The sequence below is a fragment of the Simiduia agarivorans SA1 = DSM 21679 genome, from assembly GCF_000305785.2.
Taxonomy (GTDB): Bacteria; Pseudomonadota; Gammaproteobacteria; order Pseudomonadales; family Cellvibrionaceae; genus Simiduia; species Simiduia agarivorans.
In genome coordinates this window covers 611,250-636,652 of the sequence record NC_018868.3, presented here as the reverse complement: position 1 = coordinate 636,652, position 25,403 = coordinate 611,250, and the positions used below count along the sequence as shown (strand labels likewise).

Sequence of the window (25,403 nt, the reverse complement as noted above, 5' to 3'; positions counted from 1 at the left end):
GCACTGCAATCAAACAGATGACATAAAGATTACAACTTTGTCATGTTGAAGTCATGCTGCTGACAGGCGGCTAACGCTACTCTTTACCAACAAATTAGCCAATCCAGACATCTGGAAGATCTATTTCAGGCAAGCCCCTATCTTAGTCAGGAGAAATCCATCCATGAGGAGCCGTAGTCAAATTATCCCACCTAACATTTCCCGGCGCCGCTTTGTGCAGGGTTTAGCCGTTGGTGGTGTGCTCGCGGCCACACCTGCGTGGTTAAACGCCGGCGTCGGTGGCCTTTCTCGCCAAGGGGCGGCCCCCGTTCTCAGCGGCAAGGTGATTGACCTCGTTGTCGCCGAGTCACCGGTCAACTTTACCGGCGCGCAACGGATGGCCACGACCATTAACGGTTCGATTCCCGCCCCTACCCTGCGCCTGCGTGAGGGCGATGAGGTCACCATTCGAGTCTCCAATCGCCTCTCAGTGCCCACCTCCATCCACTGGCACGGTATTCTTTTGCCCTACCAGATGGACGGCGTACCCGGCATCAGCTTCAAGGGCATCGCCCCCGGTGAGACCTTTGTCTACCGCTTCAAGCTCCGCCAAAGTGGCACCTATTGGTATCACAGCCATTCGGGCTTCCAGGAAATGACCGGGATGTACGGTGCATTGATTGTCGAGCCACGCGCAGTTGAGCGACACCCTGCCGATCAGGATCATGTGATCCAGCTGTCTGATTGGACCGATGAAGACCCCATGCGGGCATTCCGCAAGCTCAAGGTACAGAGCGATATTTACAATTTTAACCAGCCCACCTTCTTTGATTTTGCACAGGACGTATCAAACACGGGTTTTGCCGCCGCGCTTGAAAAGCGCCAGATGTGGAATCAAATGCGCATGAACCCAACCGATCTTGCGGATCTGTCGGCGGCAACCATGACCTATTTGATGAATGGCACAGCGCCGGCAGGCAACTGGACCGGCCTGTATAAGGCAGGCGATCGGGTGCGGTTGCGATTCATCAATGCCGCCAGTAACAGCTTTTATGATGTGCGGATCCCGGGCCTCAGAATGACCGTGATTCAGGCCGACGGCCAGGACGTTGAACCCGTCGCGATTGACGAATTCCGCTTTGGTCCTGGCGAAACCTATGACGTGTTGGTAGAGCCCAAAGATGATGCCTACACCGTTTTTGCGCAGAGCATGGACCGCAGTGGTTACGCTCGCGGCACACTGGCCACACACCAGGGGTTGACGGCCCCCCTGCCAACACTCGACCCGGTTGAGTGGTTGACCATGGCAGATATGATGGGCGCCATTAACCACGATGGCATGGATCACAGTGGGATGGACATGGGTAACATGGATATGAGCGGTAAGCACACTAGCCACATGCACGGTGGCATGTCCATGGATCATAGCCAGCACAGCGGTCACGCGATGCCTGGCGCGCTCGCCAAGCCCTCCTCCACCGTTCGCCATGCGAGCTCAGAGTATGGCCCTTCAGTAGACATGCGGGTGGATATGCCCAGCACCCGACTGAACGACCCGGGAATTGGCCTGCGTGACTTAAGTGAGAAAGGGCTGCGCCCCAAAGGGCACCGCGTCCTGACCCTGGCGGATCTTAAATCCGTTGCAGGCATTCTCGAAGATGATCGTGAACCGTCAAGGGAAGTCGAGCTTCACCTCACTGGCAATATGGAGCGTTACAGCTGGTCGATCGATGGCTTGGAGTTTGGCAAAAGTACACCGGTCTCCCTACCACACAACCAACGCATCCGGATTATTTTACAAAACGACACCATGATGACGCACCCCATGCATCTGCATGGGATGTGGAGCGAACTTGAGACCGATCAGGGCGAGCTCCGGGTACGTCGCCATACCATTCCGGTGCAACCGGCGCAGCGCATCAGCTACCTGACCACCCCCCATGATCTGGGCCGATGGGCGTGGCACTGCCACTTACTGTTTCACATGGACGCGGGCATGTTCCGCGAGGTGGTGGTGTCATGAAGCTGGTTAACGTCGATTTGCCATCAATCCGGGTGCCACTGAACGCCCTATTACTGTGCGCAAGTTTCGCCTTCGCGGACGCAGCGATGGCGCAGATGGATCACAGTAATATGAACGCGCAAGGCGGCAGTGCACCGGCCGATGCGAGAGATCCGCATGCTTACGCGGACGGCTACACCTTGACTGAAGGCCCCTACGCGCAACCAGGGCCACGGCAATTAAAGCTCGCCGATGAACACAGCTTCTGGTCGGTGCTCGGTGATCGGCTTGAGTATCAGGCGCAGAGTCAAGCCACCGTTTACGATCTGCAAGGCTGGTATGGCACCACCTATGATCGCTTGGTGATCAAGGCCGAAGGCGATATCGTTTCCGGGGCTTTTGAAGAAAGCTCAACCGATTTGCTGTGGGGGCATGCAATCAGTGCGTATTTTGATACCCAGCTCGGTGTCCGATTGGATCAATATGACGAAGGCACAAACCGGGAGTGGTTGGCGCTCGGCGTACAAGGGCTGGCGCCCTATTGGTTCGAACTCGATGTGGCAGCCTATATTGGCAATAACGGTCGGGCCGCTCTATCTGCCCAGGCCGAGTACGAATTATTACTCACTCAACGGCTGATCCTTCAGCCCCGCGCAGAACTCAACGCCTACAGCCAGGCGGATCCGGAGAATCGCCTGGGTTCCGGGCTATCGGACCTCGCACTCGGAGTGCGCCTTCGTTACGAGTTTAACCGGCAGCTGGCGCCCTATATTGGCGTTGAGTGGACCAATACCTATGGTGGTACAGCAGATTACCGGCGTGTGGGCGGCAAAAAACCTGCCGACACCCAGTTTGTGGCTGGCTTGAGATTCTGGTTCTGACCCTGGTGTAGTTCAAGAATTCAAGCCAAATTATCAATCCGAAAGGAAGACTGAAATGAAAAAGCAACTCGCAATTTCCCTGATCGCTATCGCTGGATTAGGACTCACCGTGACGGCGCAGGCCCACGACCCGAAAGAACATATGAAGGATGCAGAGAAACCCGACTGTGCCGCCATGCAAAATATGGATCACAGCAAAATGGACATGAAAGATCCCGTAATGCAGGCAATGATGAAGCAGTGCATGCAGGACATGCACAAAAAGGACAACCCTCACAAGAGCCTGGATGGCAACACGGGTGATGCGTCTGATTCGCAACCCAAAACCGATGAACATTCCGGCCACCAACACTAAGTCCGCCAAATAGGATCTCGTCTATGCCAACGCCCACTGCATTTTTAAAAAGCTTTCTTATCATCGTTGTGACAACGCTTATCGGCGGTGGGCTATTTATCTATTCGGGTTCTTATCCCATGGGCGCAGACGTGCCACATAATCAGCTCACCTATTGGCTATTGGAAACCCTGCGCGAGCGTTCCATTGAAAGATCGGCAACAGACATCCAGATACCTGGTGATTTGAATACGTCAGATCGCTTGTTGGCAGGCGGCGCAGATTACAATGATATGTGTGCTGGCTGCCACCTGAAACCTGGTAAAGAAAGCAGCGATTTCACGCTCGGCCTATACCCCGTCCCACCGAATCTCACGATCACTGAATCCCTGCATCCCCGTCAACAGGCCGCAGATCAGGCTGATGATGAGTATGCAAGTGCGGCGGCAATAAAACGCCAATTCTGGATCATCAAACACGGTATCAAAGCGTCTGGCATGCCAGCCTGGGGGCCGACGCATGATGACCAGCGAATATGGAATATGGTGGCTTTTCTTCAGCGCCTACCCAGTCTGTCCGCACAGCAATATCAGATTTTAACGGCACGATCCGACGATCAGTCTCACCACCATTGAACCAATGATAAGGAGAATAATTCAATGAAGAAAATACAACTGGCAGCCATGGCCTTAGCCCTGTTCGCCTTCCCCGTATTCGCAGACAACAACGGCCCGAAAACCGCAGGGCCAATGACAGGCACAGAGTCAGCCCCAGGGAAAGTCGTAACCCTTTTCCATAAGGCATTGAAAAGTGGTGATACAAAAACAGCGAGATCCCTGCTGGCAGACGATGTCATCATATTCGAAGGTGGGCGAGTAGAACGCAGCGCGGATGAATATGCCCACCATCACATGCAGGCAGATATGAAATATCTCAAGCACATGGAAACCCAAACCCTCGAACACCAGGTCATTATCAGCGGTAACAGCGCGGTGTCCATGTCGCGCAGCCACACCAAGGGTGTCTACAAGGATAAGCCCCGTGAGCATGAGGGAATGGAAACAATGGTGTTAGAAAACAAAGGTGGAAACTGGCAGATAAAACATATCCACTGGTCTAATTGATCGACTTTACTCAGCAATTCCTGAAATATGAGAAAAGTATTTCGAGTGCACCCGACAGCCTAAACCAGCTGCTATCTACAGGGACTTGCAAGCAAGGGTGCTCTGCCCTCGCCTGCATTCCCTCTCTTCTATCAGCTTCATAACAATGCGAAACAACCAGACCCAGATGATACATCGTAGAATTAAAGACGATTGTAAACCAGCGCAAGCAACCATCCAAATAAACCTGCCACCGCTACCCAGGCAACCAAACCCAGTAACACACCAGCGAGAGAAAGGTGCCAACCCATACCCTGTAATTGCATGTGTAACATATCACCAGACATGGAAATCATCATATTCGGCATTGCCCATACCAATGCGCTGCATATAATCCAAAAAACAGACGCACTGATAGCCCATGCGATGCCAAATTTAGTCTCATTAAGCCTCATAAAAACATCCTCTCTATCATAACTCAATTCATTATTATAAACCGACCTACCTACGTTTTTTTGGAATTGGTGATTGATGACAACTCCACGCCTCGTGACTCACGTTATCTTTCACATTTCCATCGACAAACTTGTAATAATCTTCTTTAAATTGCGTCCACCAATCGTGACCGACGCCGATGTGATGCTTAGCTAATACGTCTTCTATACCATCCAAGCAAAGCCGCGATGCATCGTAGGCAAGATTCAAGACCTGCGATTTTTCGTCGAATGACACCCCGTCCAGACCGTACAACGTATCGATTTCGCCTATCGCCTCTTGGATATTGCCAACACCTCCAGAGTCGATCTTCAAATGGCGAACCACGAGGTTAACTTCGGACACGCCTAAACGGTGCTCTTTTTTACTCATCGTTTGCCTCCTTCATATAAATTACAATTTTTGTAAAACCTATTCCGCCACTCAAAATTCTATTTTTTGTGCTTATGCACGCGAGATTTTTTGGCTTCAGACTGATGATCCATCATTTGCCCCATCATCATTTGCATCATACCCATGCACCCTTCCATCATCTCCATGCGTTTCATCATGTCCATTTCTTCCATTTTATCCGCATACCTTTGTTCATCATCTTCATACCGTCCTGCATAGCCTGCATATGTTCATCCATTAATTTTTGTCGCTTCTCAGGATCGGTTTCGGCTTTTATTTCTGCCATCATAGTATGCATTTTTTCATATGATCATGCATCGGCATAATCTGCTCATGATTCATCTTCCCCATCATCATGCCGCTGCTAGCGCCTTGGTTTTTATCACCGTGATCATGGGAATTTTCTGCAAATACCGGTGAAGCGATTGCCGTAGCAATAACGACGGCGGAAATCAGGGTTCTCATAGAATTACGTTTCATTGGTATATCCTCAATAGTTTGAAATGGTTTTTTCGGTAGCAAATTTTGGTATCCACCCAGGGGTCGATTCCATATAGCGAAGATACATATCGCCAAATTCCTCAATCGCCATACGCTCTTCACGATTGGCCAGTCGCACATAGACAACGACCAATATGGGAAACATGACCAATGTCGGCAGCGTCGGCCACTGCAATAGAAAGCCAAACATAATCATGATAAAAGCAATGTACTGAGGATGTCGGCAGCGGGCATACCAACCAGTGGTCGCCAGGGAGTGAGTTTGATGCGCTTTGTGCAGCACGTTCCACGCCGCCGCGAGCAGAAAGAAGCCGAGCACGATCAGGACATTGCTGGCAATATGCAGTGGATCAAAGTGCGGATCACCTTCAAAACCGAGCATGGTGTGCAGTAAATGGCCATTTTCATGGGAGAGGAAGTCCACACCAGGGTACTTTTCCACCAGCCATCCAGACAGAAAATATATCGTTAGCGGAAATCCATACATCTCGGTAAAGAGCGCAATAATAAAGGCTGAGAAAGCCCCAAAACTGCGCCAGTCGGTTTTGGTTTGTGGCTTGGCAAAACTGAACGCAAAGAAAATAAATATTGCCGAATTCAGTATCACCAGAGTCCAGAGACCATAAGCTGAATCACCGTGCATTTGTCGCCCTCCTATTTTCTACCGGGTCAATGGTGGTGCCGATGTTCGCTATCCCGGCGCCCATCTTCTAATCCACGCTGGTAAGCATCTTGATCTGACTCACCCTCATGCTGAGGGCTCCCACCATGCCCCCCGTGGCCTCCGTGCATGAAAAGATGCATAAAGGGACATGCCAGTAAAATTAGATAGGGTAAAAACTGCCAGACATGCTGGCGGTGTTCAATCAACAGAAAATAAGTCGCTGCGCCGATAAGTCCCAATGCCGCCAGCCCTTTGGGTGTTAACCAGAATGATGATTTTTGCGCTGCCATATCACACCTCACGGATGAAATTGAAAATCGCTGTCTATCGCACTGCGTTTATCATGAATCCAAAGCAAGTCATTCACCGGAACAAAACATACCAGCCCTTCGCTATCGGCATTGACGTGTGCCGTTTCCACAATCAGTTGCGCGATATCCCCGGCTTGTTCAGACTTGGTGTATATCTCCATTTGAATGTGCTTAATCAAATGATTCTCGTTGAAGCTGTTGAAGTATTCTCCACGACCGCGGACCGGATGCAGGGTGAAGCCTTTAACCCCATGCCTAATCAGTGCTTCTTCTACGTCCTTCTAACGAAATTCGTCAAAAATGGCGGTCACTTTTTTGAATATTCATACTGATTTCAATCCTTACTTTCTTTTTTGAACATTCTCTAATTCACCGTGAGTTGGCCGCGATACATCTGCATCTGACAATGAAAGGCGTATTCACCAGATTTCAGTGCAGGTATTTGTATGGACTTCAGTTTATTGAGGGGCAAGGTGTCACTGATTTGCAGTTCGGGGATCAGTAACGTTTCTGAGCAGGGTGATTCATCTTTACGTATGAACTTCAGCTCAACCGGCTCACCCGCAGGCACTTTAATTCGGGATGGTGAATAGGTGCCGTTTTCCACGGTAATCACCAGATCATTTTCTCCCAGCTCTGCCTCTATTGGTTTGTACAACCAAAACCACCATACGATGAGCGCAATTAGAATAATGCCGGCGATATTGATCAATAACATGTCTATTCTCCTAAAAAAGGTACTGTCGAGACTGCCATTAGTGTTCTTGGGCCTTAAAAAAACGTAAGCGGTTGGCATTGGTCACAACAGTCAACGATGAAAATGCCATCGCGGCACCGGCGATTACAGGGCTTAGCAACAAACCGAAAAATGGATACAGCACACCTGCCGCGAAAGGAACACCTGCCACGTTGTAAATAAATGCACCAAATAGATTTTGCTTGATGTTGCGTAATGTAGCCTTGCTGACCGCAATGGCATCGGCAAGCCCATGCAGCGATCCGCGCATCAAGGTGATATCGGCACTCTCTATGGCCACGTCGGTTCCCGTACCGATGGCGAAACCCACATTGGCAATTGCCAGCGCTGGCGCGTCGTTGATGCCATCGCCTGTCATGCCGACCACTTCACCTTCCATCTGCAGTTCCTGAACCTTTTTGGATTTCTCCTCCGGTAACACCTCGGCAAAGAACTCTTTAATGCCCGCCTTTTCGGCGACCGCTTTTGCCGTGGCGCGGTTATCGCCCGTCAGCATGACGACGCGAATACCGTTGTGTTGCAAACGTTTGATGGCGGCGATGGAGTCCTCCTTGATGGGGTCTGCCACAGCGATAATCGCGGAAAGTTGGTTATCCACGGCGAAATACATGGGTGTTTTAGCCTCGGCGGCCAAGCCCTGCGCTTTTTCAACAAAATCGCCGAGTTCAATATTGCGCTCACGCATCAATTTTTCATTGCCGAACAGCAACGTTTTGCCATCCACCTCCGCTTGCACGCCGTGGCCGGCGATAGCGTTAAAATTGGAGACTTTCCCGGTTTCGATACCCTTCTCCTGGGCCGACTCGACAATTGCCAGCGCCAGGGGATGCTCAGAACCCGATTCGAGCGTGGCTGCTAGTTTCAGGATAGTGTCCTCGTGCTGCTCGCCTGCGACCAAAATATCGGTGACCTTCGGCGCTCCCAGGGTGATGGTGCCGGTTTTATCCAGAATCATGGCTGATATTTTCGATGCGGTTTGCAAGGCTTCACCGTTGCGAATAAGCACACCAGCTTCTGCCGCTTTGCCCACACCCACCATGACCGACATGGGCGTTGCCAGGCCCAACGCGCAAGGACAGGCGATAATCAGTACCGTGGTGGCCGATACGATGGCAAACGCCACAGCGGGATCTGGGCCAAAGTTGAGCCAGACCAACGCACTGGTGACGGCGATAATCATTACGACGGGTACAAAATACGCGGAAATCACATCAGCTAAACGACCAATAGGCGGCTTGGAATTCTGTGCGCGTTTGACCATGTTGATAATTTGCGCCAGGGCCGTATCTTTGCCGACACGAGTGGCCTTAAACAAAATGGAGCCGGTTTTATTGATGGTGCCTGCTGCTACCGTATCGCCCACCGTTTTCTCCACGGGCATGGGTTCACCCGTCAACATGGACTCATCAATAGCGGTATGGCCTTCGATGACCTCACCATCCACGGGAATTTTTTCACCCGGACGTACACGAACCACATCGTCCATCAGCACCTGTTCGATGGCGACATCCAGTTCCTTTTCGTCACGTATGACTCTGGCCGTTTTGGCCTGTAGGCCGATTAGCCGTTTAATCGCTTCCGACGTGCGCCCGCGGGCTTTGAGCTCGAGAGCCAGCCCCAGATCGATCAAACCAATAATCATGGCAGTGGCCTCGAAATAGACATGGCGCGCCATTTCAGGGACGGCATATGGAACGAACACAACAACCATGGAGTACACCCACGCGGTTCCTGTACCCAATGCAATCAGTGTATCCATATTGGCTGAATGATTTTTAAAGGACTGCCAGGCCCCCACAAAAAAGTGTTTGCCAGAAAATACCATGACGCCAAGTGTCAGTAGTCCAACGGCCAGCCACGCAATACGCTCTCCAGTTGTGCTTACCGTCATCTCGCCAACAACAACGCTGTAGATCATCAAGGGCACACCCAGTGACAATGCGATGGTCATCTCACGCATTAGTCGTTTGTAGTAAGCCCAATCTGCTTGTTCTTTTTCCGCCAGCGCATCATCTTCGCTCTCAGCAGCCGCGATCTTGGCGTTGTAACCGGATTTTTCCACCGCCTTTACCAGATCAGCAGCATCGACATTACCCGTCACACTCACAGTGCGCTGAGCGAAATTCATCTCGGCATTTTCTACTCCAGGAACCGCCTTTAACGCCGACTCGATTTTTCCAACGCAACTGGCGCAACCTGCACCTTCAATAATAAGTTCCTGAGGGCCTGGGTTATTCTCTGAACTGTGGTGATGAGCCTTATGTGCATGATGATCATGAGGCGTAGTTGTCGTACCGCCTTCATGGCAAGAGACGTCGCCAGATTCCGTTTTCATTGTACTCATACCCTACTCCCAGTAATTTTCTAGGACTTTTATCGGATGACCGCCGCAGGAAAGCCAACGACTTGCAATACTTCAACTAGATGATCTGCATCGACTGCACCAACAACTGAAGCGACACCGGTTGCCAGATCCATAGAGGCCTCACTGACCCCGAAAACGGATTTCAGCGTCTGTTCTATACTTTTAACGCAACCACCACAGGTGGCTCCCTGCACTTGTAATTGGTGCAGGGGGTGCGATGATTCTCTAACGCTTCTGGCATCCGTTTCCGCAGTGGAAATAGATGACCTTCCGGAACAGCAGCATCCACCTTTCTGTTGATTGGCGTTTGCTATTGGGTGTGCATTCATATTCATTCCTCCGCGGTGAACTCTTCGATTAAATGGCACAGCATATGGCCTGTCGGTGATTTATCCGGCTTTTGATTCCACTCCAACACAGCTTGTTGCATGCGATTCTTTAGCTTCAGCGTTTCAGCGAGCCGCTCTTCGGTTTCATGCAATCGCTGATCAATAAGGCGACGCACGGTCGGGCAAGGTGTTTTTTTCTTGTCCGCATGGCCGATAATCTCCTGAATATCCTCGACCGAAAATCCCAACTGCCGGGCGCTCAACACAAACCGCAAACGCTTAACGTCGTTGTCGCTGTATTCCCGATAACCATTGGCCTTGCTTTTGGTGGGATTTAGGATATTGATGCGGGTATAAAACCTTACCGTGTCTGCCGTAATGCCCAATAGCCTGGCAACCTCGATGACTTTCATGCCACCCTCCTCTTGATCCAGTCATGCCACCCTAAGCTTCAGCCGGAATCAGGACCTTGATCTGAGTCAGTCACTGGTTATATACCAAGGAGTAACACCCTGCTTTATAACCGTGTGCTGTAGAAAGTTATACACCTGTGTCATGGACACAGGTCAAGCAGTTTTAGTGCGTGGATTCATGCCATCTATTGGCTATGTTATTGAGGGGAGACTGACACCTGGATGACCCCAACATTACACACCTGTAATGTTGGGGAAGATTATTTGATCCAGATCAACTCGAATGACATCTGGCCAGATCACTTTCTCAGGGCTTTCTCCAAAGGAGGTAAACGGCTGATAACACGAGTAGAGTCAGAATGACCGCGCTCCGCATCCCACCGACCATGGGCGCGGCAATACGACTCATCACCTCCGAGCCGGTCCCGGTGTCATACATTATCGGCCCAATGGGAATTTAATAGATGACTAAAAGTTGCACTCGGTTGGTAATTTTCACAAGCCTGCTAGGGAGGCAGAAGCTTTATTGCTTAAACTTCTTATCAATTTTTGGCGCCGAATGACGCCGCTGCTTTGAACGCCAGCGAAAGATAGAGGGCTTATTTCGACCGCGCCATAGAAATTACAGGTTGGCGACAAACCTCCCAGCGTATCGGCCAGTTGTTTTTATCCCATTCCATTTTCGACACAGTAAAGATGTTTGAGCTTCTTTTTTGGCCTAAACCCGGCTATAGACAGCTTCAATTGTCGCTAAAGCTTCATTGTGTTCCAGCGGAAGGACTGAATAGCTCAAAATTCTATTATTTATAATAAAAACAATATGTTAGCGCCATGATGGAAGTTTATGGCGGATTATGTCGAAAGACCCATCATTATTTGACTCAGAGATTCACGTACTTCTGAACTGTATGAAACCCGATCCCTCAGGAGCCATCGCTGTGCTTACAAGGCAACACCAACAAGCCTCAAGCCTCAAGCCTGATACTGAATCACGTCGACAATCTGGAGATTAAGCACAAACAGCACTGGATGTTTTGTCTCGGGCTGCTCAAGATCCAACGCGCTCGGGTGTATACGTTGAAACGCTTGCTTGGGTGTTTTAAGGATGAAACGGAATCATTTGGACTCGGCTCTGTCTGGTTCTTTTAATACAATTCTGAATAAGACACTGAAGGAAAATTCGACCAGTCTACTAATATTAGTTTTTACTAACATTAAGAAGCCTGGTTAACACACTGTTTAAATTAAGAAATATTTATCTGCTGCAACTTGCCTGAACTTCCTGCCTGCTTTCCCTTATAACCAAATACTGTAGTTTCTTGCCAACCACTTAACAGATTGCGCAAATAAAATTGACAACGTTGTCCTGCAGTCTCTAGCATTATACAACGTTGTCTTTCTGCGGGCTGTTGTAGTCACAGGGAGGAGGTATGTGCCGGCAGATTGTTTTCAACCAATAACAATAAGCAACTGACGAGGTCGACACGATGTACACAAACAGAAAAACCAAGCTCGCGCTGGCAATAGTCGCCACGGCGTTCAGCTTTCCATTGTGGGCCGCTGCGCCCGCTAAACCAGCGATTGCCTGGATGCCTTCGAATGTAGATTCTGGTGCAAACATAACCACCCGCTGGGATATGTGGTGGGGCGAAAACGGTACCAGCTGGCAACTCACCGACAATGGTTCTGCCATTTGCTCCGGTAGCCTGGTACCAAATGGACAGAATCAACAATCAGGGTCTTGCACCACAGATTTCGCACCGGGTAACCATCAATTGAGCGTTAGCCTATGCAATGCCGATGGTTGCACCAGCTCAAATACCGTGTCGTTTGCTGTAAGTGGGGCTCCGACACCTACACCAACTCCGGCACCTACTCCGGCACCTACTCCGTCACCTACTCCGGCACCTACTCCGGCACCTACTCCGGCACCTACTCCAGCACCTACTCCAGCACCTACTCCAGCACCTACTCCAGCACCTACTCCAGCACCTACTCCAGCACCGGCTAATGCCCCCGCTGCACCTGCAATTGCATGGTTAGGTGATCAGTCCAGCACCAGTTTTCCGCTCAGCTGGAACCTCTGGTGGGGTGAAAACGGCACCGTGTGGAAGGTGAAAGATAATGGTGCGGTTATACATACCCAATCCATCGCCGCTAATTCTCCCAATGCCCAAAGTGCATCGGCCACGATTAAGGTTACCGGTACCGGTAGTCGATCCTTGGTGGTCGAATTATGCAACAGTGATGGCGCCAACGAAGTGTGTACGCCCTCTTCTGCCGTAACGGTCAATGTTTCCGGTGGCGTTACCGACCCCGGTTGCACCACAGATTGCAATGCCGGCAGCTCCCCTTGGGATTACCTGGATAACAGCGAATGGCTGGCCAGAAAGTCCGCTGGCATGGGCGCCAATAACCTGCCTTACGACAACACCACCAATAAGATGGTGGGCGCGTATTTCGTCGAATGGGGCGTTTACGGACGAAAGTTCTATCCAAAAGATATTCCGGTAGAGAACCTCACCCATATTTTTTACGGCTTTATTCCTGTATGCGGGCCTAACGAATCACTTACCGGATCCGCCAAATCCGCACTTACCTCTCAATGTTCCGGAAAACCGGATTACACCGTAGTTGTTCACGATAAATTTGCCGCGTTGGAAAAAAATGATTTTGATGGCACGGCAAAGTGGGATGATGACGTGAAGGGTATTTTCGCGGAAATGTACCGCATGAAAAAAACCTACCCTCACATCAAAGTCCTGCCATCTGTAGGCGGCTGGACCTTGTCTGACCCGCTGTATGAGATCGGCATTAATCCCACCGCACGGGCAACATTTATCGCATCGATTATCGATTTAATTGATACCTACGACTTTTTCGATGGCATCGATATCGATTGGGAGTTCCCTGGTGGCGGTGGTGCAAACCCGGCGCTGGGTACACCGGCTGATGGAGATGGTTTCGCGACGTTGATGATAGAACTGAGGGCTGCGTTGGATGAACTCGAGCTCAAGAACAATCGGAAGTACGAGTTAACGGCTGCCATGAGTGGCGGTGTGGAGAAACTGTCCAAAGTTAATTGGGAGCAAGCGCATCCGGCGATGGATTACATCAACCTGATGACGTACGACTACTACGGCGCCTGGAGTACGACTTACGGTCATCAAACCGGTATTTACGATACTGCTGATGCCCTGACACCACTGGATGGATTTAATGCCAGCGATGCAGTGAGTCACATCATCGCCCGCGGTGTGCCGGCTGGCAAAATTGCCATCGGCGTGGCCATGTACGGTCGTGGCTGGGAAGGCATTCAAGGCGGCGATCAGTCAGGTCCTTTCGGTGCCACTGGCGGCACCGCAATTACCGGCAGTCAGGAACAAGGTTTCTGGGAAAAGGGCATCATGGATTACAAAGGGGCTGAGGCTCACATGATGGGCGGCGCTAACGGCACCGGCATCAACGGTTTCACCTTGTTCTGGGATGATGCCGCCAAGGCTTCCTATCTCTGGGATGCCGCTACCGGGCGTTTTGTGACCCTCGACACCCAACGCTCTGTCAAAGCCAAAGGCAATTTCGTTTTGCAGCACAACCTGGGGGGCGTCTTCGCCTGGGAGATTGATGCAGACAACGGAAACTTGCTGAACGCCATGCACGAAGGTCTTGGCCATCCGGCAAAGTAATTCAGTGTAAACAAGCGGGCCACAAAGGCCTGGCCCGCTTTTGCCATAACAATAAAAGGACACAATCATGTTAACGAAAAAATTTCTCGCGCTGGCGATAGCGTCGGGACTGGCTGCGCCTGTGTTTGCAGCGCCCGGCACGCCTAATATCGCGTGGCTTGAAGCGACGCAACAATCCGGCAGTGCCATCAAAGTGGACTGGAATATGTGGTGGGGTGAAAACGGCACCACCTGGACCTTGTATAACAACGGCAATGTCCAATGTCAGGGTAGCCTGACGCCAAACGGCCAGAACCAGCAAAGCGGCAGTTGCACCAGTGCTTACCCCGCCGGTCAGAACAAACTGCAGGTTGCGCTGTGCAATACCAGTGGCTGTACGGACGGAAACACGGTAACCATCAATGTGGTTAATGGGGGTACCGTGAATCAACCGCCGTCAGTATCGGTTACGGCTCCTTCTACAGCGACTACTGGCGACACCGTTTCGCTGTCAGCCAGTGCGTCGGATGCCGATGGCAATGTCGTCAAAGTTGAATTTTTTGTGGACGGCCAGTCCGTCGGCGTTAACACCGCGGCGCCTTACAGTGTTAACTGGACCGCCAGTGCCGGCACCCACAACGTGCTGGCTCGCGCCACTGACAATCAAGGCGCCAGTACTGATTCTGCCTCGGCAACGATCAATGTAGCTTCCTTGCCCAATCAGGCGCCGACAGTATCGATGGCTACTGTGCCAGCCGATTTGCAGGCAGGTCAGAGCGTCGCGTTTTCTGCTGACGCGAATGATGTAGATGGCACTATTAACAGCGTGAGATTTTATGTTGATGGTTCGCTTATCGATACCGATACCAGTGCACCCTTCACCGCAAATTGGATTGCAGTAGAAGGTAACCACACGGTATCTGTCATTGCGATTGATGACAAAAACGCTGAAAGTGAAATCAGCACGCAAAGCTTCTCGGTTGCAGCCGACACCAATGTTCCTCCCAGCGTGTCATTGGGCGCCTTGCCTGCCACGGCACTGGCGGGTGAATCCATTTTGTTAAGTGCGAGCGCGAGCGATACCGATGGCAGCATCAGCAAAGTGGGGTTTTATGTGGGCGGACAATTGCTCGCAAGCGACACTTCCGTGCCCTATGAAGCCAATTGGACCGCTGTTGCGGGTACGCAGACGGTCATCGCCAAGGCCATTGATAACGGCGGCAAGTCCGCACAGAGCAGCGCAACGATTGACGTAACACCGGATGGTTCCGTGAATCATGCAGATTGCAGACCGGATGGCCTCTATTCCACGCCCGGGGTCCAAACGCCCTATTGCACCGTCTACGATGCAGACGGTCGGGAACTGATGGGCAGCGCCAAACGTCGTATTATTGGTTACTTCACCAGCTGGCGTACCGGCTCTAACGGTCCAGCCTATCTTGCGCACCAAATACCCTGGCAGCAACTGACCCACATCAACTATGCCTTCGCGCATGTGGATGGTAACAACCGGGTATCAGTAGGCGCGAGCGTTGCCGGAAATGCGGCAACCGATATGGAGTGGCCGGGTGTTGCCGGCGCGGAAATGGACCCGACACTGCCCTACAAAGGCCATTTTAATCTGCTGAATAAATACAAGAAGCAGTACCCGCACGTGAAAACCCTGATTTCCATTGGCGGCTGGGCCGAGACCGGCGGTTATTTTGGTGCCGATGGCAGCCGGGTGGCTTCAGGGGGTTTCTACACTATGACCACCAATGCCGATGGCTCGGTCAATACCGCCGGGATCAATACCTTCGCAGATTCTGTGGTCACTTTTCTGCGTGAATACGGTTTTGATGGTGCGGACATAGACTATGAATATCCCACCTCAATGAAGGATGCAGGTAATCCAGCCGATTTTGCGATTTCCAATGCGCGCCGTGCCGGATTGAATGCGTCTTACAATGTGTTGATGAAAACCCTGCGCGAAAAACTGGATGCGGCGGGCGCAGCCGACGGCAAGCATTACATGCTCACCATTGCGTCGCCCTCTTCCGGCTATTTGCTGCGCGGCATGGAAGCGTTTGAATCGGTGCAGTATCTGGATTACGTCAACATCATGTCCTACGACCTGCACGGCGCCTGGAACCAGTTTGTGGGCCCAAATGCTGCTTTGTTCGACAATGGTGAAGATGCCGAACTGGTGCAGTGGAACGCCTATGGCGGCCAGTATAAAAATATTGGTTACCTGAATACCGACTGGGCCTACCATTACTTCCGAGGCTCGCTGCCTGCAGGCCGTATCAATATCGGTGTGCCCTATTACACCCGTGGTTGGCAGAATGTGACCGGGGGCACCAACGGATTGTGGGGCCAGGCTGCGTTACCCAATCAGGCTGAATGTCCGGAAGGCACCGGCGCCGGGGAAACCAACAAATGCGGCAACGGTGCAATGGGTATCGATAACCTGTGGCACGATAAAGACACCGCCGGCAACGAAATGGGTGCAGGCTCTAACCCCATGTGGCACGCCAAAAACCTCGAAAACGGCGTCGCAGGTGATTACCTGACAGCTTACGGGTTGGATCCTGTGAACAATCCCGCGCACCAACTTATTGGCACCTACACCCGCCATTACGACGCTACTATGGTTGCGCCCTGGCTGTGGAATGCCGATAAAAAAGTCTTTATATCCACTGAAGATGAGCAGTCCATTAACCGGAAAGCCGAGTATGTTATCGACCAAGGCATCGGTGGCATTATGTTCTGGGAGTTGGCCGGTGATTACGATTTCAACGCGGCCAAAGGCCAGTATGAAATGGGTCATACGTTAACAAAAGCCATTGCTCAGAAGTTTGCCGCGGCCACACCCTATGGCAATCAGCGGGCAGAAATCGCGATGCCAGGAGAGGCCATTGATATCGGCGTAAAACTCACCAACTATGCGTTGGGTGATTCAAACTATCCCATTACCCCCGATCTGATTATCACCAATAATTCCGGTGTGGATCTTCCCGGTGGCACCGAGTTTACCTTTGATTTTGCCACGTCTACGCCGGATAACATGGCAGACCAGAGTGCGGCAGGTTTAACGGTTATTACCAATGGCTCCAACGCTGCCGGAAACAATGTGGGTGGACTGGAAAACAATTTCCATCGGGTGAAAATCAGTACCCCAAGCTACCTGACCCTGGCCCAAGGCGAGGAATGGAAGGTGGTCCTGAAATACTACTTGCCTGTTTCCATGCCTTCCAATTGGGTGGTGAAAGTGGGCGCTCAGGAATTTGCCTTGCTGCAGGAATACCCGGAATTACCGCTGGGAAGTATTGATGCAGGCACTGGCGGCGGTTCCGGTGGCGGCACCGGCGGAAGCTGTGCAAGTGCCAACGTGGATCCGGTGATTTACCCGGCCTACCCTGACTTCCCGCAAAAAGACTGGGCCGGTAACCCGAGCCATGCCAACGGCGGTGACCGCATGACGCACAACAATGCGGTGTACCAAGCCAAATGGTGGACGGCATCGGAGCCGGGCACGTCGGATTGGGATCTGGTGTGTAGTTTCTGACCGGATAGCACCTTAAGAGAACAGGAATCGGGTGTACAACACCCGATTCCATTCTCAATTCCTCGCGATCACTCTACGCGCTTGTAAACCACGCCTGCCTTCATCACAAACGCCACATTTTCCAACACACGGATATCTTTCAGCGGATCACCGTTGACGGCGATAATGTCGGCATGAAATCCCTCTTTGAGCTGTCCTAAATCCGCTTGTTTAAGCAGCGCAGCACTGTTGATTGTAGCGGCCTGAAGCGCTTGCAATGGCGACATGCCAAAAGTCACCATGGTGTGAAACTGCTTGCCGTTATCGCCATGGGGATAAATTGCCGCGTCTGAACCAAACACCATATTCAGTCCGGCCTTAACTGCACGACGGAAGCTCTCCCGTTGTGCCGCCGACACCTGCTTTTCTTTGTTGATGTTTTCTTCCGGCACACCGTTTTGCTCGCCAAACGCGAGTGTGTATTCCGTATTGTAGATATCGCAAGAAAGAAAAGTGCCGGCTTTTTTTGCAAGTTTTATCGCTTCATCGTCGAGAAAACTGCAATGCTCGATACTGTCGATACCCGCGCGAATGGCCGCTTTAATACCGGAGGTGCCATGAGCGTGGGCCGCGATAATCATGCCCTGCTGGTGAGCTTCCTCTGCCGCAGCACGTAGCTCTTCCTCTGTGTATTGCTGGATACCTACCTGGGTACCTTTTGAAAAAACTCCACCGGTCGCGCAGATTTTCAAGGTATTGGCGCCGTACTTAATATTTTCACGCACTTTGGCTTTAACTGCCCAGGGGCCATCGGCCACACCGGCGGCTACCGACTTCATTTCGGGGGCTGAAAAATTATCGTCGCAATGGCCCCCGGTTACCGAGAGCGAGTGACCAGCAGACCATACGCGAGGGCCTTCAATCTCTCCTGCCCTGATGCCATCGCGCACGGCAATCACCGCATAGCCGGAATCGCCCAGATCGCGCACGCTGGTAAAACCGGCCATCAGGGTTTTATGTGCATTCTTGACGGCTTTAACCGTTTGGCGAGGAATAGAGTAATTCATGGACGCGAGGAAGTTGTCTTCTGCATCGCTTGTCAGGTGGACATGCATATCCATTAAACCAGGAAGCAGTGTCAGGCCCTCTAAGTGAATCGACGTGGCGCCAGCTGGCGCAGGCAAGCTTTTCGCTGTGCCAACATGGGTGATTCGTCCGGCTTCGATAATCAGGGCGGGCTGCTCGGTGAATGTTCCAGACGCAACATCAAGGGCTTTTGCGGCGGTGAGGTAGGTCAGATCGGCGCTGGCCTGGCTCGCCATAATGGTAGCCAGACCGAAAAACAGGGATTTGAACACGGTGTGCATGGGCTTTTTACTCAGAGCGAATGTGGCCTGAGCTTACACCAGTCTTATGTATGAGACGAACCTGCGTCAGCCACCAATGAATTCGTAGAGCACCGCTTTGATCACAAAACCGAGCAGGCAAAGGCCGAGCACAATAAAGAGAATGATGGTGCCGAATCTCCCCGCTTTGGACTGTTTAGCCAGATCCCACACGATAAAGAGCATGAAGCCGATGAGCGCGGAGATACCCACAATCATGGTCAGGTTGTCGAACGTTTCTGGATCCATTGGGTTTCGTACCTCCGGTAGCGTTAGTGATTACCTGTCGCGCTTCAGCCATGGGAATACGCGTCAACAAAGGTGGCGCCTTCTCCTTTGAGGATGGATTCCCGCGCCTGTACAGGGCTTTAAGCCTACGCTGCGCCGCCAGGAATTGCGGGCATAAAAAAGCCCGGGCATTGCCCAGGCTTTCTTATCGTATTGGTCGGAACGGCGGGATTTGAACCCACGACCCCCACACCCCCAGTATGGTGCGCTACCAAGCTGCGCTACGCTCCGAAACTCGCTAAGCGTTTGATTTAACTATAAAAGTCAGCAATTCCGCTCAACTGAGGCCGGCATAATACCCTGTTCAGAGTGGATTGCAAGCCTTATTTTGTAACCCTAACCTAAGTACCAAGGGGCCAGACCCCTTGCTGAAACGTCAGGGTTTCAATACCAACAGCAGCTCTTCGAGCTCGCTGATCATTTGTTGGATCATTGCCCTGAATTTGCTGTCGTCAGCGGATTCCGCTGCCACCGGAGTGTCACCGGACATTTGTTGCCGGGCACCACCAATGGTAAAGCCCTGATCGTACAACAAAGACCGGATCTGGCGAATGGTCAGAACGTCTTCGCGTTGATAGTAGCGGCGGTTTCCGCGCCGCTTCACGGGATTCAGCTGTGGAAATTCCTGCTCCCAGTAGCGAAGTACGTGAGGTTTAACCGCACACAGTTCGCTCACCTCGCCGATCGTGAAGTAACGCTTCCCCGGGATTACCGGTAATTCATCGTTATTACTCGGTTCGAGCATGTTCCTCTACTCTCGCCTTAAGCTTTTGGCCAGGTCTGAAGGTGACTACGCGCCTGGCGGTGATTGGGATCTCTTCCCCGGTTTTGGGGTTGCGCCCAGGGCGCTGACTCTTGTCGCGCAGGTCGAAATTGCCGAAACCCGACAACTTCACCTGTTCGTTGGTTTCCAGTGCATGGCGGATTTCCTCGAAAAAGGATTCCACCAGCTCTTTCGCCTCCCGCTTGTTGAGCCCGAGCTCTTCGTACAGTTTTTCGGCCAGATCAGCTTTCGTTAATGCCCCATCAGGCATCTGATCACCCCTTATAACGGTGCCCTTTTACCTCAAGGTCGCGTTGAACTGGGCTTCCAGCGCAGTTACCACTGCAGCGACAGAAGCATTGATTTCATCGTCGTTAAGAGTGCGTGAAGGATGCTGATACGTCAAGCCCAGAGCCACACTTTTTCTATGTGGATCAATACCTTTGCCGCTATATACGTCAAACACCTTTAAGTTAGTAAGGTAGTCTCCGGCCGCGGATTTAACGGCTTCCAGGAGGTTTTTAGCGCCAATTTCGCGGTCAATCAGCACCGCCAGATCACGTCGAACCTCAGGAAATTTAGACAGTGGTGCAAATTTTGGCTGCACACCACTGAGCAGCGCCTCCAGATCCAGTTCGAAAACAAAGGCAGGGTGATCCAGATCGAGCGCCTTCTGGGTATTCGGGTGCAAGGCGCCAATCACGCCAATGACCTGCCCGCCCTTGATGATATGTGCAGTCTGGCCGGGATGGAGTGCCGGATGCTGTGCGGGCACAAAGCTATAGCGCGCGCTTGCGCCGCCCAAGGACAAAATGGCATCCAAATCGCCCTTGATGTCATAAAAATCAACGCGATCTTTAGCATGGGCCCAGGATTCGGTATCTCGTGTGCCATACACCAGCGCTGCCAGTTTTGGCTTCTGGGTCAGGCCTGCAGGCCCTGAACCGCCTTTTACGAAGGATAATCCGGTCTCGAACAAACGCACGCGGGTTTGCTGCCGGTTAAGGTTGTGTACCAGTGCATTGGCAAGGCCAGCTAACAAACTGGTCCGCATGACACTCAGGTCGCTGCTGATGGGATTGAGTAGACTGACCGCCTCTGCATCAGGATCAAACAGCGTCTGCAACTTGGGTTCAATGAAACTATAGGTGATTGCTTCCTGATAGCCCCTGGCCGTCAGGGTCTGCTGAACGCGCGACAAGGGTGTCTGTGTCTCTGCCTGAGGCTCAATGGGCAAGTCTGCCTTGAGGCTTGTGACGGGCAAATTGTTGTAACCATAGATGCGTGCCAGCTCCTCCAGCAGATCCGCTTCAATGGCCATATCGAACCGGTGGCTGGGTGCCTGAAATGTCCAGCCATCAGCGTCTTCCGCAACTTTCTCCAGACCCAGGCGGTTCAGGATATCGAGCACCCGGCTGTCCTCGATGGCAAAACCCAGCCCCTCTTCAATGCGAGCCCGGCGCAATCGGATGCGCGCGACTTCCGGCAGGCTTGACGGGCGCTCTGCAACGACAACTGGTCCGGCTTCACCGCCCACAATGGCGAGCAGGAGCTCGGTGGCACGCTCGATGGCCTGAGTGGCCAGCGCAGGATCTACGCCGCGCTCAAAGCGATGGGAGGAATCTGTGTGCAAACCGTAGCTGCGGGCTTTGCCGGCGATCATTTCCGGCGTAAAAAACGCAGATTCCAAGAGGATATCGGTTGTCGATTCCGACACGGCCGAAGCGTCGCCGCCCATAATACCGGCCATCGCCAGGGCTTTGCTGTTATCGGCAATGACCAGTGTGTCGGTATTGAGTTTGACTTCCTGGCCATCCAGCAACTTCAGCTGCTCGTCGGCTTTCGCCATCCGCACCTGAATCCCGCCGTCTATTCTGGCCAGATCAAATGCGTGCATGGGCTGACCCAGCTCCAGTAACAAGTAGTTTGTCACGTCGACCACAGCATCGATGGAGCGCAAGCCGGCGCGGCGTAAACGCTCCGCCATCCACAGGGGCGTTGGTTGGCTGAGGTCGATATTCTTGATCACCCGGCAACTGTAGCGGCCGCAGCCATCGGTATCGATACTGGCGCTCACGGCATGATCAATACTGGCCTTGACCGGGTTTATGGCAACAGGCGTGACCGCCGCCTGATTTAGCACCCCTACTTCGCGTGCAACACCGGCAAGACTGAGACAGTCTGCGCGATTGGGTGTTAAGTCCACTTCAATGATTTTGTCATTGAGTTTCAGGTATTCGCGCAGATCCACACCCGCTGGCGCGTCTGCAGGCAACTCCCACAGGCCGTCATCATCGTCGCCCGCCTGAAGCTCGGTTTGTGCGCACAGCATGCCAAAGGATTCAACGCCGCGAAGCTTGGCCTTTTTGATTTTAAAATCGCCAGGCAGAACAGCACCCACGGTTGCAAACGGCACCTTGATGCCGACGCGGGCATTGGGCGCACCACATACCACCTGGGTCAATTCGTCGCCATTGCCCGCCACTTTGCAGACACGCAACTTGTCCGCATCCGGGTGTTGCTCAATCTCGACAATTTCGCCAACAACCACGCCGGTAAATTCACCCGCCACAGCCTCAATGCCATCCACTTCCAGGCCGGCCATCGTGAGTTGTTCGCAAAGTTCGCTTGTGTTGACTTGCGGGTTAACCCATTCCCGCAACCAGGATTCACTGATTTTCATGGTTAAAAACTTTCCAGTTTTTCAAGCTGCAAGCTATAAGCCGGCAGCTACAAGATTTCTGTGCGTGCAGGCAGAGCGCCTGCGTAAATTCAAATAATCAGAACTGTTTCAGGAAACGCAGGTCGTTTTCGAAAAACAATCGCAGGTCATTGACGCCATACCGCAACATGGCAAGGCGCTCTACACCCATGCCAAAGGCAAAACCGGTGTACACCTCTGGGTCAACACCGGATGCACTGAATACATTGGGGTGGACCATTCCGCAACCCATGACTTCCAGCCAGCCGGATTGCTTACACACCCGGCAGCCTTTACCGCCGCACTGGGTACACTGGATGTCCACTTCGGCTGAAGGCTCAGTAAATGGAAAGTACGAGGGCCGGAAGCGCACGGGCACATCGGCTTCAAAAAATGCTTTGAGAAACTGGTCGACGGTACCTTTCAGGTCCGCGAAACTGATTTTTTTATCCACCACCAGACCTTCCACCTGATGAAACATCGGTGTGTGAGTCAGGTCGGAATCACAACGATAAACCCGGCCCGGGCAGATCACCCGGATGGGCGGCTTTTGGGTTTCCATGGTGCGGATCTGCACGGGTGACGTGTGCGTGCGCAAGACATGGGTTTTATCCACGTAAAACGTATCGTGCATGGCGCGGGCCGGATGATGACCGGGAATATTCAGCGCCTCGAAGTTGTGGTAATCGTCTTCAACTTCAGGGCCTTCCGCCACTTTATAACCGGCTTTGCTGAAAATATCGGAGATGCGGTTGAGTGTGCGGGTTACCGGGTGCAGGCCACCGGTTTCCTGGCCGCGTCCGGGCAAGGTGACATCGATGGTCTCGCTGGCGAGCTTGGCGTTAATCTCGGCCTCTTCCAGTGCCTGTTTACGCAGGTTAAGCTGATCCTGCACGGCTTGTTTGGCTTTGTTGATTTCGGCACCGGCGGCGGGGCGCTCTTCCGCGCTCAGTTTACCCAGGCCTTTCAACAGCTCGGTAATTTTGCCTTTCTTGCCCAGGTATTCCACCCGCACATAATCCAGCGCTTGCAGATCTTGCGCCTTTTCAACCAGTTCCAGCGCTTCCTGTGTGAGCGCGCCCAGGTTATCCATTGTCTGTCTCCGGTTTGCCGCCAAGCGGCAGTACATAAATTCTTTTCTGCGTGTTTTTTAACAAAAAAGGGAAGAGGCTTGCGCCCCTTCCCTTCCAAAACACAATCGGGCCCGCTAAGACCCGCTATCGTGCGACTTAAGCCAGAGCTGCTTTAGCCTTCTCAACGATAGTTGCAAAAACCGCTTTGTCATGCACGGCAATATCTGCCAGCACGCGACGGTCCAGTGCAATATTGGCTTTCTTAAGGCCGGCAATCAGGCGGCTGTAGCTCAGACCTTCCGCACGTGATTGTGCGTTGATACGAGTGATCCACAGTGCACGGAAATTACGCTTCTTGGCCTTGCGGTCACGATAGGCGTACTGGCCGGCTTTAATAACGGCTTGCTTGGCAACACGGAATACACGTGAACGTGCACCGTAGTAACCTTTGGCAGCCTTCAGAACTTTTTTGTGACTACGACGAGCCACGACACCACGCTTAACACGCGCCATAATTCAATCCTCTACTTAAAGGTTACTGCCAATTACTTGGCGCGGAACATACGATCTACCAATACCACGTTATCCTTATCCAGGATGTTGGTACCGCGCAGCTGACGCTTACGCTTGGTAGTCATTTTAGTGAGGATGTGGCTCTTGTTAGCATGTTTGTGCTTATAACCAGCGCCGGTTTTTTTGAAGCGCTTGGAAGCACCACTGTGTACTTTAGCTTTTGCCATAAAACTACACTCCGCATTCGGATGTTAATAAATAAAAATAACAAGGCAGCTAAAAAAGCCCGGCTATTTCTTCTTTTTGGGGGCGAGAACCATCATCAGCTGCCGACCTTCCATCTTCGGATGCTGCTCGACAATACCGTACTCAGCCAGGTCAATTTCGATGCGTTTCAGCATCTCCATGCCCAGCTCCTGGTGTGCCATCTCGCGACCGCGGAATCGCAATGAAACCTTGGCCTTGTCCCCGTCTTCAAGGAAACGTATCAGGTTGCGCAGTTTTACCTGATAGTCACCAACGTCCGTCCCTGGGCGAATCTTGATTTCTTTAACCTGCTGTTGCTTTTGCTTCTTCTTGGCTGCAGCTTTGGCTTTCTTAGCTTCAAACAACTCCTTGCCGTAATCCAGGATCTTACACACTGGTGGCGTGGCGTCGGGCGCGATTTCTACCAAATCAAGCGATGCGGCTTGGGCGGCGTCGAGTGCCTGCTGCAGGCTGACTACGCCTACCTGCTCCCCATCTGCACCTACTAATCGAACTTCTTTTGCGTCAATCTGGTCGTTAATGCGGTTTTTCTTTGATTTACCGCCGGTTTTCGCGCTATCTCGTTTGATGGCTAATGCCTCCATTCAGAATGCCCACACGGGCTACAACAGCAAAAGACCACGCCAGACCCGCTGGCTATGCCTTCCGCTCGGGCTTGCGCCGTTGGCCTGGAAGGCATAGTGCAGATCCTGGTG

28 protein-coding genes, 1 tRNA gene and 1 pseudogene are annotated in these 25,403 nt (G+C 52.1%); 10 read left to right on the top strand and 20 right to left on the bottom strand.

Annotated elements, in window-relative coordinates; genetic code table 11:
* Nucleotides 1-163 precede the first annotated feature (163 nt).
* From M5M_RS02870 to M5M_RS02850, 5 genes are read left to right on the top strand one after another with little or no spacing between them, the layout of a single operon-like run.
* The gene (locus M5M_RS02870; RefSeq protein WP_015045964.1) at nt 164-2,002 is read left to right on the top strand and encodes a copper resistance system multicopper oxidase; all 1,839 of its coding nucleotides are present in this window, start codon (nt 164-166) and stop codon (nt 2,000-2,002) included.
* Nucleotides 1,999-2,862 (top strand): copper resistance protein B, encoded by an 864-nt coding sequence (locus M5M_RS02865; protein WP_015045963.1) that lies wholly within the window; start codon nt 1,999-2,001, stop codon nt 2,860-2,862. The genes M5M_RS02870 and M5M_RS02865 overlap by 4 nt, the downstream gene beginning before the upstream one ends.
* Nucleotides 2,863-2,917: 55 nt before the next feature.
* Nucleotides 2,918-3,217, top strand: a complete 300-nt coding sequence (locus tag M5M_RS02860; protein ID WP_015045962.1) for a hypothetical protein — start codon at nt 2,918-2,920, stop codon at nt 3,215-3,217.
* A 23-nt stretch (nt 3,218-3,240) separates the two neighbouring features.
* The gene (locus tag M5M_RS02855) at nt 3,241-3,831 is read left to right on the top strand and encodes a c-type cytochrome (RefSeq protein WP_015045961.1); all 591 of its coding nucleotides are present in this window, start codon (nt 3,241-3,243) and stop codon (nt 3,829-3,831) included.
* A gap of 24 nt (nt 3,832-3,855) precedes the next feature.
* Complete coding sequence (locus tag M5M_RS02850) at nt 3,856-4,320, top strand: YybH family protein (RefSeq protein ID WP_015045960.1); 465 nt, start codon at nt 3,856-3,858, stop codon at nt 4,318-4,320.
* Between the two features lie 182 nt (nt 4,321-4,502).
* Here M5M_RS02850 and M5M_RS02845 read toward each other — a convergent pair whose 3' ends face one another.
* The 6 genes from M5M_RS02845 to M5M_RS20920 all read right to left on the bottom strand — a co-directional run bounded on the left by M5M_RS02845 (nt 4,503) and on the right by M5M_RS20920 (nt 6,642).
* Nucleotides 4,503-4,754, bottom strand: a complete 252-nt coding sequence (locus M5M_RS02845) for a DUF5676 family membrane protein (protein ID WP_015045959.1) — start codon at nt 4,752-4,754, stop codon at nt 4,503-4,505.
* Nucleotides 4,755-4,800: 46 nt separating this feature from the next.
* Nucleotides 4,801-5,166 carry a hypothetical protein gene (locus M5M_RS02840; RefSeq protein WP_015045958.1) on the bottom strand — a complete coding sequence of 122 codons (366 nt, stop codon included), beginning with the start codon at nt 5,164-5,166 and terminating at the stop codon, nt 4,801-4,803.
* Nucleotides 5,167-5,341: 175 nt separating this feature from the next.
* Nucleotides 5,342-5,476: a hypothetical protein gene (locus M5M_RS20925; protein WP_276324569.1), complete on the bottom strand. Its 135-nt coding sequence runs from the start codon at nt 5,474-5,476 to the stop codon at nt 5,342-5,344.
* On the bottom strand, nt 5,473-5,667 hold the full coding sequence (locus M5M_RS20575; RefSeq protein WP_244431052.1) for a hypothetical protein: 195 nt from the start codon (nt 5,665-5,667) through the stop codon (nt 5,473-5,475). Before M5M_RS20575 ends, M5M_RS20925 begins: the two co-directional genes overlap by 4 nt.
* Nucleotides 5,668-5,677: 10 nt before the next feature.
* Nucleotides 5,678-6,331 (bottom strand): methyltransferase family protein, encoded by a 654-nt coding sequence (locus M5M_RS02830; RefSeq protein ID WP_015045957.1) that lies wholly within the window; start codon nt 6,329-6,331, stop codon nt 5,678-5,680.
* Nucleotides 6,332-6,357: 26 nt separating this feature from the next.
* Nucleotides 6,358-6,642 (bottom strand): DUF2933 domain-containing protein, encoded by a 285-nt coding sequence (locus M5M_RS20920; RefSeq protein ID WP_015045956.1) that lies wholly within the window; start codon nt 6,640-6,642, stop codon nt 6,358-6,360.
* Here M5M_RS20920 and M5M_RS21085 point away from each other — a divergent pair.
* The gene (locus tag M5M_RS21085) at nt 6,621-6,995 is read left to right on the top strand and encodes a hypothetical protein (protein WP_476712817.1); all 375 of its coding nucleotides are present in this window, start codon (nt 6,621-6,623) and stop codon (nt 6,993-6,995) included. The genes M5M_RS20920 and M5M_RS21085 overlap by 22 nt on opposite strands.
* Nucleotides 6,996-7,027: 32 nt before the next feature.
* Here the strand turns inward: M5M_RS21085 and M5M_RS02820 are convergent, their stop codons facing one another.
* The 4 genes from M5M_RS02820 to M5M_RS02810 are packed head-to-tail and all read right to left on the bottom strand — an operon-like array spanning nt 7,028 to nt 10,527.
* The gene (locus M5M_RS02820; RefSeq protein WP_015045954.1) at nt 7,028-7,381 is read right to left on the bottom strand and encodes a cupredoxin domain-containing protein; all 354 of its coding nucleotides are present in this window, start codon (nt 7,379-7,381) and stop codon (nt 7,028-7,030) included.
* A gap of 37 nt (nt 7,382-7,418) precedes the next feature.
* Nucleotides 7,419-9,764: a heavy metal translocating P-type ATPase gene (locus tag M5M_RS02815; RefSeq protein WP_016389189.1), complete on the bottom strand. Its 2,346-nt coding sequence runs from the start codon at nt 9,762-9,764 to the stop codon at nt 7,419-7,421.
* Between the two features lie 29 nt (nt 9,765-9,793).
* The gene (locus M5M_RS19795; protein ID WP_016389188.1) at nt 9,794-10,114 is read right to left on the bottom strand and encodes a heavy-metal-associated domain-containing protein; all 321 of its coding nucleotides are present in this window, start codon (nt 10,112-10,114) and stop codon (nt 9,794-9,796) included.
* A 2-nt stretch (nt 10,115-10,116) separates the two neighbouring features.
* The gene (locus tag M5M_RS02810; protein WP_015045952.1) at nt 10,117-10,527 is read right to left on the bottom strand and encodes a MerR family transcriptional regulator; all 411 of its coding nucleotides are present in this window, start codon (nt 10,525-10,527) and stop codon (nt 10,117-10,119) included.
* A gap of 1,487 nt (nt 10,528-12,014) precedes the next feature.
* On the opposite strand from M5M_RS02810, the pseudogene M5M_RS21040 reads away from it, so the two are divergent.
* From M5M_RS21040 to M5M_RS02800, 4 genes and pseudogenes are all read left to right on the top strand, one after another.
* A pseudogene (locus M5M_RS21040) lies at nt 12,015-12,305 on the top strand (hypothetical protein); the annotation flags it as partial.
* Between the two features lie 11 nt (nt 12,306-12,316).
* On the top strand, nt 12,317-12,538 hold the full coding sequence (locus M5M_RS20565; RefSeq protein ID WP_015045950.1) for a hypothetical protein: 222 nt from the start codon (nt 12,317-12,319) through the stop codon (nt 12,536-12,538).
* Between the two features lie 19 nt (nt 12,539-12,557).
* Nucleotides 12,558-14,213 carry a glycosyl hydrolase family 18 protein gene (locus M5M_RS02805; RefSeq protein WP_276324575.1) on the top strand — a complete coding sequence of 552 codons (1,656 nt, stop codon included), beginning with the start codon at nt 12,558-12,560 and terminating at the stop codon, nt 14,211-14,213.
* Between the two features lie 67 nt (nt 14,214-14,280).
* Nucleotides 14,281-17,739: a chitinase C-terminal domain-containing protein gene (locus M5M_RS02800; protein WP_015045948.1), complete on the top strand. Its 3,459-nt coding sequence runs from the start codon at nt 14,281-14,283 to the stop codon at nt 17,737-17,739.
* Nucleotides 17,740-17,807: 68 nt separating this feature from the next.
* Here the strand turns inward: M5M_RS02800 and M5M_RS02795 are convergent, their stop codons facing one another.
* The 10 genes from M5M_RS02795 to infC form a co-directional block, all read right to left on the bottom strand.
* Nucleotides 17,808-19,085, bottom strand: a complete 1,278-nt coding sequence (locus tag M5M_RS02795; protein WP_015045947.1) for a Xaa-Pro dipeptidase — start codon at nt 19,083-19,085, stop codon at nt 17,808-17,810.
* Nucleotides 19,086-19,151: 66 nt separating this feature from the next.
* A complete protein-coding gene (locus M5M_RS02790) occupies nt 19,152-19,352 on the bottom strand; it encodes a DUF2788 domain-containing protein (protein WP_015045946.1) in 201 nt (66 codons plus the stop codon).
* A gap of 193 nt (nt 19,353-19,545) precedes the next feature.
* A tRNA-Pro gene (locus M5M_RS02785) sits at nt 19,546-19,622 on the bottom strand.
* Between the two features lie 145 nt (nt 19,623-19,767).
* Nucleotides 19,768-20,136 (bottom strand): MerR family transcriptional regulator, encoded by a 369-nt coding sequence (locus M5M_RS02780; protein ID WP_015045945.1) that lies wholly within the window; start codon nt 20,134-20,136, stop codon nt 19,768-19,770.
* Complete coding sequence (ihfA, locus tag M5M_RS02775) at nt 20,120-20,425, bottom strand: integration host factor subunit alpha (RefSeq protein WP_015045944.1); 306 nt, start codon at nt 20,423-20,425, stop codon at nt 20,120-20,122. The genes M5M_RS02780 and ihfA overlap by 17 nt, the downstream gene beginning before the upstream one ends.
* 27 nt (nt 20,426-20,452) lie before the next feature.
* On the bottom strand, nt 20,453-22,837 hold the full coding sequence (gene pheT / locus M5M_RS02770; RefSeq protein WP_015045943.1) for a phenylalanine--tRNA ligase subunit beta: 2,385 nt from the start codon (nt 22,835-22,837) through the stop codon (nt 20,453-20,455).
* Nucleotides 22,838-22,934: 97 nt separating this feature from the next.
* A complete protein-coding gene (gene pheS, locus M5M_RS02765) occupies nt 22,935-23,948 on the bottom strand; it encodes a phenylalanine--tRNA ligase subunit alpha (RefSeq protein WP_015045942.1) in 1,014 nt (337 codons plus the stop codon).
* A gap of 136 nt (nt 23,949-24,084) precedes the next feature.
* A complete protein-coding gene (rplT, locus tag M5M_RS02760; protein ID WP_015045941.1) occupies nt 24,085-24,441 on the bottom strand; it encodes a 50S ribosomal protein L20 in 357 nt (118 codons plus the stop codon).
* 32 nt (nt 24,442-24,473) lie between these two features.
* On the bottom strand, nt 24,474-24,668 hold the full coding sequence (gene rpmI, locus M5M_RS02755; protein ID WP_016389186.1) for a 50S ribosomal protein L35: 195 nt from the start codon (nt 24,666-24,668) through the stop codon (nt 24,474-24,476).
* A 63-nt stretch (nt 24,669-24,731) separates the two neighbouring features.
* Nucleotides 24,732-25,292 carry a translation initiation factor IF-3 gene (gene infC, locus M5M_RS02750; protein ID WP_015045940.1) on the bottom strand — a complete coding sequence of 187 codons (561 nt, stop codon included), beginning with the start codon at nt 25,290-25,292 and terminating at the stop codon, nt 24,732-24,734.
* Nucleotides 25,293-25,403 lie beyond the last annotated feature (111 nt).

What these genes read in the sequence shown, in the direction of transcription:
- M5M_RS02870 (WP_015045964.1), top strand. Translation starts at nt 164, where the DNA reads ATGAGGAGCCGTAGTCAAATTATCCCACCTAACATTTCCCGGCGCCGC.
- M5M_RS02865 (WP_015045963.1), top strand. Translation starts at nt 1,999, where the DNA reads ATGAAGCTGGTTAACGTCGATTTGCCATCAATCCGGGTGCCACTGAAC.
- M5M_RS02860 (WP_015045962.1), top strand. Translation starts at nt 2,918, where the DNA reads ATGAAAAAGCAACTCGCAATTTCCCTGATCGCTATCGCTGGATTAGGA.
- M5M_RS02855 (WP_015045961.1), top strand. Translation starts at nt 3,241, where the DNA reads ATGCCAACGCCCACTGCATTTTTAAAAAGCTTTCTTATCATCGTTGTG.
- M5M_RS02850 (WP_015045960.1), top strand. Translation starts at nt 3,856, where the DNA reads ATGAAGAAAATACAACTGGCAGCCATGGCCTTAGCCCTGTTCGCCTTC.
- M5M_RS02845 (WP_015045959.1), bottom strand. Translation starts at nt 4,754, where the DNA reads ATGAGGCTTAATGAGACTAAATTTGGCATCGCATGGGCTATCAGTGCG.
- M5M_RS02840 (WP_015045958.1), bottom strand. Translation starts at nt 5,166, where the DNA reads ATGAGTAAAAAAGAGCACCGTTTAGGCGTGTCCGAAGTTAACCTCGTG.
- M5M_RS20925 (WP_276324569.1), bottom strand. Translation starts at nt 5,476, where the DNA reads ATGATGGCAGAAATAAAAGCCGAAACCGATCCTGAGAAGCGACAAAAA.
- M5M_RS20575 (WP_244431052.1), bottom strand. Translation starts at nt 5,667, where the DNA reads ATGAAACGTAATTCTATGAGAACCCTGATTTCCGCCGTCGTTATTGCT.
- M5M_RS02830 (WP_015045957.1), bottom strand. Translation starts at nt 6,331, where the DNA reads ATGCACGGTGATTCAGCTTATGGTCTCTGGACTCTGGTGATACTGAAT.
- M5M_RS21085 (WP_476712817.1), top strand. Translation starts at nt 6,621, where the DNA reads ATGATGATTTTTGCGCTGCCATATCACACCTCACGGATGAAATTGAAA.
- M5M_RS20920 (WP_015045956.1), bottom strand. Translation starts at nt 6,642, where the DNA reads ATGGCAGCGCAAAAATCATCATTCTGGTTAACACCCAAAGGGCTGGCG.
- M5M_RS02820 (WP_015045954.1), bottom strand. Translation starts at nt 7,381, where the DNA reads ATGTTATTGATCAATATCGCCGGCATTATTCTAATTGCGCTCATCGTA.
- M5M_RS02815 (WP_016389189.1), bottom strand. Translation starts at nt 9,764, where the DNA reads ATGAGTACAATGAAAACGGAATCTGGCGACGTCTCTTGCCATGAAGGC.
- M5M_RS19795 (WP_016389188.1), bottom strand. Translation starts at nt 10,114, where the DNA reads ATGAATGCACACCCAATAGCAAACGCCAATCAACAGAAAGGTGGATGC.
- M5M_RS02810 (WP_015045952.1), bottom strand. Translation starts at nt 10,527, where the DNA reads ATGAAAGTCATCGAGGTTGCCAGGCTATTGGGCATTACGGCAGACACG.
- M5M_RS20565 (WP_015045950.1), top strand. Translation starts at nt 12,317, where the DNA reads ATGCAATGCCGATGGTTGCACCAGCTCAAATACCGTGTCGTTTGCTGT.
- M5M_RS02800 (WP_015045948.1), top strand. Translation starts at nt 14,281, where the DNA reads ATGTTAACGAAAAAATTTCTCGCGCTGGCGATAGCGTCGGGACTGGCT.
- M5M_RS02795 (WP_015045947.1), bottom strand. Translation starts at nt 19,085, where the DNA reads ATGCACACCGTGTTCAAATCCCTGTTTTTCGGTCTGGCTACCATTATG.
- M5M_RS02790 (WP_015045946.1), bottom strand. Translation starts at nt 19,352, where the DNA reads ATGGATCCAGAAACGTTCGACAACCTGACCATGATTGTGGGTATCTCC.
- M5M_RS02780 (WP_015045945.1), bottom strand. Translation starts at nt 20,136, where the DNA reads ATGCTCGAACCGAGTAATAACGATGAATTACCGGTAATCCCGGGGAAG.
- ihfA (WP_015045944.1), bottom strand. Translation starts at nt 20,425, where the DNA reads ATGCCTGATGGGGCATTAACGAAAGCTGATCTGGCCGAAAAACTGTAC.
- pheT (WP_015045943.1), bottom strand. Translation starts at nt 22,837, where the DNA reads ATGAAAATCAGTGAATCCTGGTTGCGGGAATGGGTTAACCCGCAAGTC.
- pheS (WP_015045942.1), bottom strand. Translation starts at nt 23,948, where the DNA reads ATGGATAACCTGGGCGCGCTCACACAGGAAGCGCTGGAACTGGTTGAA.
- rplT (WP_015045941.1), bottom strand. Translation starts at nt 24,441, where the DNA reads ATGGCGCGTGTTAAGCGTGGTGTCGTGGCTCGTCGTAGTCACAAAAAA.
- rpmI (WP_016389186.1), bottom strand. Translation starts at nt 24,668, where the DNA reads ATGGCAAAAGCTAAAGTACACAGTGGTGCTTCCAAGCGCTTCAAAAAA.
- infC (WP_015045940.1), bottom strand. Translation starts at nt 25,292, where the DNA reads ATGGAGGCATTAGCCATCAAACGAGATAGCGCGAAAACCGGCGGTAAA.